This window comes from Porphyromonas loveana (genome assembly GCF_003096695.1).
In the GTDB taxonomy this organism is placed as follows: Bacteria; Bacteroidota; Bacteroidia; order Bacteroidales; family Porphyromonadaceae; genus Porphyromonas; species Porphyromonas loveana.
The window spans coordinates 1-7,831 of record NZ_QEKY01000026.1 but is presented as its reverse complement, the minus strand read 5'-3'; the positions used below and the strand labels follow the sequence as shown (position 1 = coordinate 7,831).

Genomic DNA, 7,831 nt, shown 5'->3' with positions numbered 1-7,831 from the left:
ATTGAAAGCTCAACGAGAAAGCAAAAGCGAGGGAACGTATAGCAACAATCGGCATTCCGACAGACAACTCAATTCCTTTGTGCGAAGTCGTGGAGGGGAGGATATTCCCCTAACAGCTCTTACGATGGACTTCTTTGATGATTATCGTTTCCATTTGAAGAAGGAGGGCTATGCCCCTGCAACGATAAACGGGCATCTGTGCTGGTTGAGCCGATTGATGTACCGAGCCGTCAGTCAGGGGACTATACGCTTCAATCCATTTGAGGAAGCAAAGTATGAAGCCGTGGAGCGTAAACCTCGTTTCCTGAGTAAGGGGGATGTGGCAAAGCTCTTGGCATTCCCGTTGCAAGAAGAGGGGGCAGAACTAAGCCGAAGAATGTTTCTTTTCTCCGTCTTTACGGGTTTGGCATTTGCCGACTTGCAGAGCCTCCGAGCTTCGCAAATCGAAACGAACAGCGAGGGGAAGCGATATATCCGCAAGGCAAGACAAAAAACGGAAGTGGAGAGTTTGATCCCCCTGCATCCGATTGCGGAGCAGATACTTTCTCTTTACATCAAAGAGAGCAAGGGGGATTACAAGGTATTTCCCGATACGATGAGCAAAGGCAAACTACTTACCCATCTCAAAGCCGTGGGCTTGGCGTGTGGCATTCGAACTCCGCTGGGCTACCACGTCGGTCGCCACAGTTTCGGTACGCTGACTTTGGAGGCAGGTATTCCGATAGAAAGCATCGCCAAAATGATGGGACACGCCTCCATCTCCAGCACGCAAATTTATGCCCAAATCACTGACCAAAAGATTGCAAACGATATGGAGAAGTTGATACAACCAAAGAGTATGTCGAATTAAATGCGAAGAGTTTGCCCATTAGCGAGGAGCAAACTCTTTCTCTTTATAGTTTCATTTTAAGTATTGGAAAAGGATTACCAAGTTCGTCCGTTTCTGTTCTCTCAAAAACTTGAAATCCCATTTTCTGATAAAATGTGAGTGCATTGGGATTTTGCTCGTTTACATCAATATAGCGTATTTTGCATTCGTCAATGGCTAATCGAATAAGTCTTTTCCCTATGCCTTTTCTGAAATAATCAGGCGAAACAAACAGCATTTCTATCTTGTCGTCCGAGATACCCATAAACGCAATGGGGCATTCATTGTCATTCACGACAAACAAATCAACCACACTCAATGCTCTTCGACCGTGAGGAATAAGATTCTGAATATCTTACTCCGTTAGAAAAAAGATGAGTTGCTCGAACAGCTCTCTCCCATACACTTATCAAAGAATCAATAAGTTCATCTGTTCGTGATTTATTGGAGGGGAAATACTCTATGGTCATATCTACTTTAGTAGTTTAGTTGCAAGTTTGTAGGTAAACATAATTCGAGGATTAGATAAGTCCCATTGCTCCACTTCTTGCCCTATCAATTCTGAATATTTCTTGCTTATATCCCTTAAAGCGTTTCCAACAGATTTCCGAAGATACTCACTCTCATGTGCTTTGTGCTTACTGATTAGAGCAATAGCCAGCGAAGGATTATCCTTAAAGTATGGGCGACTTGTCCAAATCCTCAATCCCTCGGTTAGAGCACGGATAACATTGGGATTATCGTTAGTTATCCATTCTTTGATGAGTGGCAAAGACGCTTTATATCCTCTATGTTTGCAAATCTCATCAAACGCCTTTGCAAGCATTTCCTGCACACGCCAATTCTCATCGGTGCTTATTCGCTCTTTCAGAAAACAAAGTGCGTTATTATCTTCTGTTGCCAATTTGCCCAATATAGTTGTTGCTAACATTCGGGCTTGATAGGCTTCATGTTCAAACAACGTGAGTGCAAGTTCAAAACATTGTTCCTTTGAATGTGTAGAAAATATTTCGTCAGCCCCATCAAGGATATGCTGAAAGCCATGTTCAATTTGCTGTATCTTGTTCAAGATATTGTCTATTCCTATTGTCATAAATCCTTTCTAAGGTAAATCATATCTACGAGTTGTATATCTCCCTCAAAAATTGGACGATCGTAATTGTTCGTGAAAAAGTTCTCTATTCGATGATACTTTTTAAAACCACAGCTTTCATAAAACGATAGGATTGCAGGAACTTCACCAGTACCGACAAGCATTGCCTTATAGTCTTTTTTGTAGAAATCGGAAATATAATCTATCAATCTCCTACCGTAACCTTTACCCCGATATTGCTCGTATGTCGCTATGTTCTTCAATTCACAGGTATCACTGCTTACAGGCATTACAACGCAAATGCTTTTCAAGTCATCATCGTATAAGGCAAACAAGTCTCCACACGACAAATACTTGTCAATCATATTTTCCTGTTCGTCCGCTAACAGCAATAAATCAAGAAATTGTTTCTTGTTTTTGGTGACTCGTTCTATTTTCATGATGTCTGTATACGTTGAGGAACGACCTATGTCGTTCTTGATTAGTTGACGCCTACTTTCGTTGAAACTATCTCGCTCGGTGCGGAGAACTCCAAAGAACTCTCTATCTGTTTGCTCCACTGCAACTACTTTATGCGACGCTGCCCACTCAATACAGGAAGCTCTGTCAATGAGGTGAAAGAGGCTATTTTACAAATGTCTGTTTATGCTGCTGGATTCCCTTCTGCCGTTAACGGGATGAATGCATTAAGAGAAGTACTTGGCGAAGGTAAATGACCTGTTTCCGCATGGCATGCATATAGCAGAGAGTGCCATTAGAACAAAGATTCACAGATTTTCCATTCCGAATTTGGCAATTTCATCGATAATCGGCAGCACTTTCTCTCCCAATGGTGTAAGCGAATACTCTACACGTGGAGGCACTTCCGGGTATTGTTTTTTGGCAATCAATCCTTTGTCACAGAGGAATTTCAATTCGTTTATGAGCATCTTCTCGCTTATACCTGGAATGGCACGCTTGAGCTCTCCGTAGCGAATTATTCTGCTGTTGATTTGATAAATAATGAGTAAAGTCCATTTACCTGCAAAAATCTGCATCGACTTTCGTACAGGGCATTCGTTGTCTGAATTTTTTCTCTCCATAGCATTTTTTCTTGTTGATTATCAATAAATCTAACAATATGGTAAGTATCATACAATATTGTAGGTACTTGACAAATAGATAGCAAAGATATAATTTTGCCATCAAATTTTCAACTTTTCAAATAAAAATCAATCGGTAATGAGAAAGATAGTTTTATTAGCAGTCGTTTTGATGGGATTTGCATCTTGTCAATTCGGCGAAAGCAAGAATTCATCTAAAAATAAAGATTTAAAAATGACAAATTTAGAAATTGTACAGCAGTATTTTTCTGCATTGGAAAATGGCGATATGGCAAAAGTGGAGTTGCTTTTCGCCGATGATTTGGTTTGGCATCAGCCGGGCAAGGGCATTCAGTCGGGTACTTTCACAGGGAAGCAAGCCGTCTTTGCCCACTTGGGGAAATTGGCTGAATGGAGCGGTGGCGATTTGGGTATTAAAGTAGATTACCTTGTTGACAATGGGGCTATGGTGGTGGCTTCTATCAGTTTCGCTTTGGAGAAAAAAGGAGTTTCTATGGCAATGAGAGGCGTGGATTTACTTCGCTTGGAGGACGGACTTATCAAAGAGGTCTGGCTTTTTTCCGAAAGAATTGAAGAGGAAGATCAATTTTGGACAACTCTCGTTCAAAAATAACATTCGTTATCACCTCCGATAGTTCTCTTGTAGTAGTCGGTTGATGTCGGAAAGTTTGTAGAGGATTTTCCCTGCGATTTGGGTGTAGGGAATAATGCCCTTGTCCCGATAATCCTGCAAGGTGCGGGGGCTGACGAAAAGCCGTTCGCACACTTCTCTCCCCGTGAGATAGATTTCTCCCCCGAAGAGCGGACGGTGCGTTTGGGCAATTTCCCGAATACGCTTGCTTACTTCTTGAATGCCCGAAATGAGTTGTTTCATCTCGGGCGTTTCTTTGTTTACGATTTCGTGTTCCATAGTCATTGTATTTTTCGGTTCGACTTTTCAAGGAGTGCTTCCACATCCTCACGTTTGTAATAACATTTATGCCCAATTTGGATAAAGGGCAATACGGAAGTATCCCGATAATGCTGGAGCGTTCGCTTGCTGATGTTGAGTATTCGGCAGACGTCCCCGTTGTGCAACAGGTCGGGGACTTCGGGCTTCGTTCCGAATTGTTCTCGCATACAAAGAGCCAGCTCTTCGATGCTCTTTTTCAGTTCCTCCCACGCGGAGGTGTCGATGGCGGTAAATCTCATATCAATATCGTTTTTAATTGTCGTTTTTCTCTTTTCGGTGCAAATGTATGCAAGCGAAATCCTTGTCCCAAGAACCGATGAAATCAAGGGAAACAGCAGGAACTTGCAGGCAAATGTACAAGCACAAACCGCCTAATTCACTCACCTTTCTCTAAGTGCGTACTTGTGGCTCTGATATGGAGTGAAATGTCCACACGACACAACGGGAAAAAGATACCGAGCGACCGTGAGATTGCTCGGTATCTTTTCTTTGATTACTCGGCATCTTTTGGGGGTTCTCTCACCAATGATAATTCTCGCTTGCCTATCCCTCGAAGAAAAAGGGTGCAGACGTTGGCAATCCGATGAAGTCGTTTACAGAGCCTTTCTCCTCTCTGTTCTTGCTTTTTGAGCCTTTTCGTTCTGTTTTCTCCTATTTTTACTACTCATTTTCGGAGCATTTCTCTGTACCTCGAAGCAACAGACACACCAGCCTTGGGACTCTGTGTTCGCCTCTGTAACTTGGTTTCAGCATCCATTTTCGGATGAAAGTTCAAAACCAAGCAAACAGAAGAAGTACGAACAATGAAAAAAGAAGAGAAGGACAACCCCTCCAGGAATGCCCAAATAGAAGAGTTCCTTTTGGCTCGGTATGAGTTTCGGTACAACACCGTATTACACCGAGCGGAGTACCGTCCACGAGGAACGGACGATTACACAGCCATAGACCGCTACCGTATCAATACCCTTAAACGTGCGTTGGACAAAGAAGCCGATGTACAGACCTCGCCCGAGAATCTGTATAGTATCATCGAAAGTGATTTCTCACCACGCATCAACCCCGTACAAGCCTATTTCCAAGCGTTACCACTGACGAAAGGAAATGCGGAAGCTATCACCGCCCTTGCCGACTGCGTGAGCGTAACCAATCCCGAGAAGTGGAGGGAATACCTCACCAAGTGGCTGGTTGCAGTGGTCGCCAACGCAATGGACGACAAGCAATGTCGTAACCATACCTGCCTTGTGCTGACAGGTGAGCAGGGAAAATTCAAAACCACGTTCCTAGACCTGCTCTGCCCTCCGTCTCTCTCCGATTACCGCTATACGGGAAAGATATATCCACAGGAGAAGGACGTGTTGAGTCTTATCGGGCAAAATCTCATTATCAACATTGACGACCAACTCAAGGCCCTCAACAAGCGGGACGAGAACGAACTGAAGAACCTCATTACCTGTCCGCAGGTGAAGTACCGTATGCCTTACGAGAAGCATATCGAGGAGCGACCCCACTTGGCGAGTTTCGTGGCTTCGGTCAATGGCAACGATTTCCTCACCGACCCGACAGGAAGTAGACGCTTCCTGCCCTTTGAAGTGCTGGCAATAGATATAGACCGAGCCAAGAGCATTCCGATGGACGCCGTTTACAGTGAAGCCAAGACCCTATTGAATGAAGGGTTTCGCTATTGGTTCAATGATGAAGAGATTATCGAATTGCATAGAAACAGCGAAGCCTTCCAAGTCTATACGACAGAGATGGAACTGTTGCTCCGCTATTTCACCTTTCCCACGGAAGCGGAAATGGCAACGAAACGCTTCTATATGACCAATTCGGAGATAGTGGGGTATCTCTCCTGCTATACCCGACAACCGCTCTCCACCAAACGGATGGGCGAAGCCTTGCGAAAGGCAGGCTATACGAGGGAGTGTCGCAGGATAAACGGCAATCCCGTGTATGTCTATGCCGTCCGTAAGGTTTACCCCGAGCAACCGCCATAGCACTCTGTTGTTAGCAACTCCTTTGCAATACCTCTTTTCTTTCCTATTCTCCTTACTACATTACTACAACTACCGATAATACGGTAAAAGAGAAAGGATTGCAGGAGGTATCCATCTTGCGACACAGCTTACTACCATCTTTCTACGCTTCTACGGCAAAATGAATAAGGATAGGTGTAGGCAGGAGATGTCGAAGGATAAATCCGAATGAAGTGTTACACTTTTCTCTTTCACTGTCAATCACTTATCCGAGTGTCGAAGGGTAGTAAGATGAAAAGGGGAAAATTCCCAAAAGAGAAAACAGAGTGAACAATGAGATAACGAACAAATGAATAATCCAAATCCAACGATAACAGCAATGAACAACGAATATTACGACCTACAATACATCAAAGCGATACCGATAGCGGATTATCTGCACGCCTGCGGTATCGAGCCTGCCAAGCGTTATAACGGCTACGCCCTTTATCACGCTCCCTACAGAGAAGACCCCAATGCCAGCCTGAAAGTGGACTTTCGGAAAAACCTGTGGCACGACTACGGCACGAGCCAAGGCGGAAGCATCATCGACCTTGTGATGAAGATGCAAGGATGCAGTGCCTATGAAGCTATGGCATATCTTGCCGAAGGGAAAGCGACAACCCTCGCACCCTCTTCCTTTCATCGTGAGGTTCACATAGAACAGATAAGAGTTGAACAGCAACCAAGTAATGTAAGGCGTATTCTCTTCATCAGCGAAGAGTTGCCCCTGCATCTGCAAAGCTATCTTCGAGAGGTACGCAAGATAGACCTTGCCGTGGCAAGTCCTTATCTCCGTCACATTCGCTACGAAGTGGGAGGAAGAGAGTACTCCGCTATCGGCTTTGCCAATCGTGCAGGAGGGTATGAGCTTCGGGATGACAGGGATTTCAAGGGAACAATCGCCCCAAAGGATATATCTGTAGTTGCGGGAGAAGCGAACAACGCCTCTCTCTGCATCTTCGAGGGCTTAATGGATTTCCTTTCCTATCTCACAGTGAAAGGAAAAGAACCCATTTCGCCTTCCATCGTTCTGAACTCCGTGAGCAATCTTCCACGAGCCGTTGCCTATCTCCACGAGAACGGCATCGACTCCATTCGGGCATTCCTCGACAACGATGAAGCAGGACGAAAAGCCCTCAAATCTTTACAATCGGCAGGCATCAAGGTAGAGGATATGAGCCAATACTATGCCCGATACAAAGACCTCAATGAGTACCACGTTGCTCAAAGAACAGGGCAAAAACAGGTGATACCACCTCGTAAACGAGGACTTGGACGATAAGGCAAAAGAGAGCAAACAACATTATTCCATCATCAGGTATCCAAAGATTCAGGAAATAAAATGTATGCGAATAAACGGCTTTGTTTCGATAGCTACGGCAGTTCCTCAGAACCGCAAGTTTGCAGAGCCAACTTAGAAACAAAGCGGATAGGTATTCACAGAATGCAACTCGACAAGAAAGAAGAACGAGCAGGGCGGAGCGGACATTTCAAGAAATGCCATAAATCATTAGGGTATTTTCTTCACGCTACACTTCGTTATCGCTAAAAATACCCTCCTGAGCCAAGGGACTCCGCCCCTTTGGATACCCCTTAAATCAATCTTCAAACAATGGGCTACGCCGTATTACATATAGACAAGGCGAGAAGCAACGACTCGGGAAATACCGCTCATATAGCGCGGGCATATACCCCGAGTAACGTTGATCCTTCTCGCACACACCTGAACAGGGAATTGGTGCAATTCCCTGCAAATGTGACCAACCGTAGCGAAGCGATAGAGCATCGCATCGCCACGGC

The 7,831-nt window shown here is 44.6% G+C and carries 10 protein-coding genes and 1 pseudogene; 5 read left to right on the top strand and 6 right to left on the bottom strand.

What is annotated here, in order from left to right; translation table 11 throughout:
* A partial coding sequence (locus C7382_RS09775) for a tyrosine-type recombinase/integrase (RefSeq protein ID WP_165815154.1) occupies positions 1-850 on the top strand: 850 nt, incomplete at its 5' end.
* A 43-nt stretch (positions 851-893) separates the two neighbouring features.
* Here C7382_RS09775 and C7382_RS10215 read toward each other — a convergent pair.
* From C7382_RS10215 to C7382_RS09750, 4 genes are all read right to left on the bottom strand, one after another.
* Positions 894-1,181, bottom strand: a complete 288-nt coding sequence (locus C7382_RS10215; protein WP_235305895.1) for a GNAT family N-acetyltransferase — start codon at positions 1,179-1,181, stop codon at positions 894-896.
* A gap of 159 nt (positions 1,182-1,340) precedes the next feature.
* Positions 1,341-1,955: a DNA alkylation repair protein gene (locus C7382_RS09765; protein ID WP_116680086.1), complete on the bottom strand. Its 615-nt coding sequence runs from the start codon at positions 1,953-1,955 to the stop codon at positions 1,341-1,343.
* 2 nt (positions 1,956-1,957) lie between these two features.
* A complete protein-coding gene (locus tag C7382_RS09760; RefSeq protein ID WP_116680083.1) occupies positions 1,958-2,401 on the bottom strand; it encodes a GNAT family N-acetyltransferase in 444 nt (147 codons plus the stop codon).
* A 327-nt stretch (positions 2,402-2,728) separates the two neighbouring features.
* Positions 2,729-3,043: a winged helix-turn-helix transcriptional regulator gene (locus C7382_RS09750; RefSeq protein ID WP_036887794.1), complete on the bottom strand. Its 315-nt coding sequence runs from the start codon at positions 3,041-3,043 to the stop codon at positions 2,729-2,731.
* Positions 3,044-3,182: 139 nt separating this feature from the next.
* Between C7382_RS09750 and C7382_RS09745 the strand changes: the two genes are divergently transcribed.
* The gene (locus C7382_RS09745; protein ID WP_243405711.1) at positions 3,183-3,677 is read left to right on the top strand and encodes a nuclear transport factor 2 family protein; all 495 of its coding nucleotides are present in this window, start codon (positions 3,183-3,185) and stop codon (positions 3,675-3,677) included.
* Between the two features lie 9 nt (positions 3,678-3,686).
* On the opposite strand, the gene C7382_RS09740 is transcribed toward C7382_RS09745, so the two are convergent.
* Together C7382_RS09740 and C7382_RS09735 are read right to left on the bottom strand one after the other, a co-directional pair.
* Complete coding sequence (locus C7382_RS09740; RefSeq protein ID WP_036887789.1) at positions 3,687-3,974, bottom strand: helix-turn-helix domain-containing protein; 288 nt, start codon at positions 3,972-3,974, stop codon at positions 3,687-3,689.
* 2 nt (positions 3,975-3,976) lie between these two features.
* Positions 3,977-4,255 carry a helix-turn-helix domain-containing protein gene (locus C7382_RS09735; protein WP_082129247.1) on the bottom strand — a complete coding sequence of 93 codons (279 nt, stop codon included), beginning with the start codon at positions 4,253-4,255 and terminating at the stop codon, positions 3,977-3,979.
* Positions 4,256-4,819: 564 nt separating this feature from the next.
* Between C7382_RS09735 and C7382_RS09725 the strand changes: the two genes are divergently transcribed.
* The 3 genes and pseudogenes from C7382_RS09725 to C7382_RS09710 all read left to right on the top strand — a co-directional run.
* Positions 4,820-6,010 (top strand): VapE domain-containing protein, encoded by a 1,191-nt coding sequence (locus C7382_RS09725; protein WP_116680082.1) that lies wholly within the window; start codon positions 4,820-4,822, stop codon positions 6,008-6,010.
* A 358-nt stretch (positions 6,011-6,368) separates the two neighbouring features.
* A complete protein-coding gene (locus C7382_RS09720) occupies positions 6,369-7,313 on the top strand; it encodes a toprim domain-containing protein (RefSeq protein WP_116680081.1) in 945 nt (314 codons plus the stop codon).
* Between the two features lie 330 nt (positions 7,314-7,643).
* Positions 7,644-7,831 (top strand): annotated as a pseudogene (locus tag C7382_RS09710) (plasmid recombination protein); the annotation flags it as partial.

Coding starts and splice junctions, on each gene's coding strand:
- C7382_RS09760 (WP_116680083.1), bottom strand. CDS start 2,401: ATGAAAATAGAACGAGTCACCAAAAACAAGAAACAATTTCTTGATTTA.
- C7382_RS09750 (WP_036887794.1), bottom strand. CDS start 3,043: ATGGAGAGAAAAAATTCAGACAACGAATGCCCTGTACGAAAGTCGATG.
- C7382_RS09745 (WP_243405711.1), top strand. CDS start 3,183: ATGAGAAAGATAGTTTTATTAGCAGTCGTTTTGATGGGATTTGCATCT.
- C7382_RS09740 (WP_036887789.1), bottom strand. CDS start 3,974: ATGGAACACGAAATCGTAAACAAAGAAACGCCCGAGATGAAACAACTC.
- C7382_RS09735 (WP_082129247.1), bottom strand. CDS start 4,255: ATGAGATTTACCGCCATCGACACCTCCGCGTGGGAGGAACTGAAAAAG.
- C7382_RS09725 (WP_116680082.1), top strand. CDS start 4,820: ATGAAAAAAGAAGAGAAGGACAACCCCTCCAGGAATGCCCAAATAGAA.
- C7382_RS09720 (WP_116680081.1), top strand. CDS start 6,369: ATGAACAACGAATATTACGACCTACAATACATCAAAGCGATACCGATA.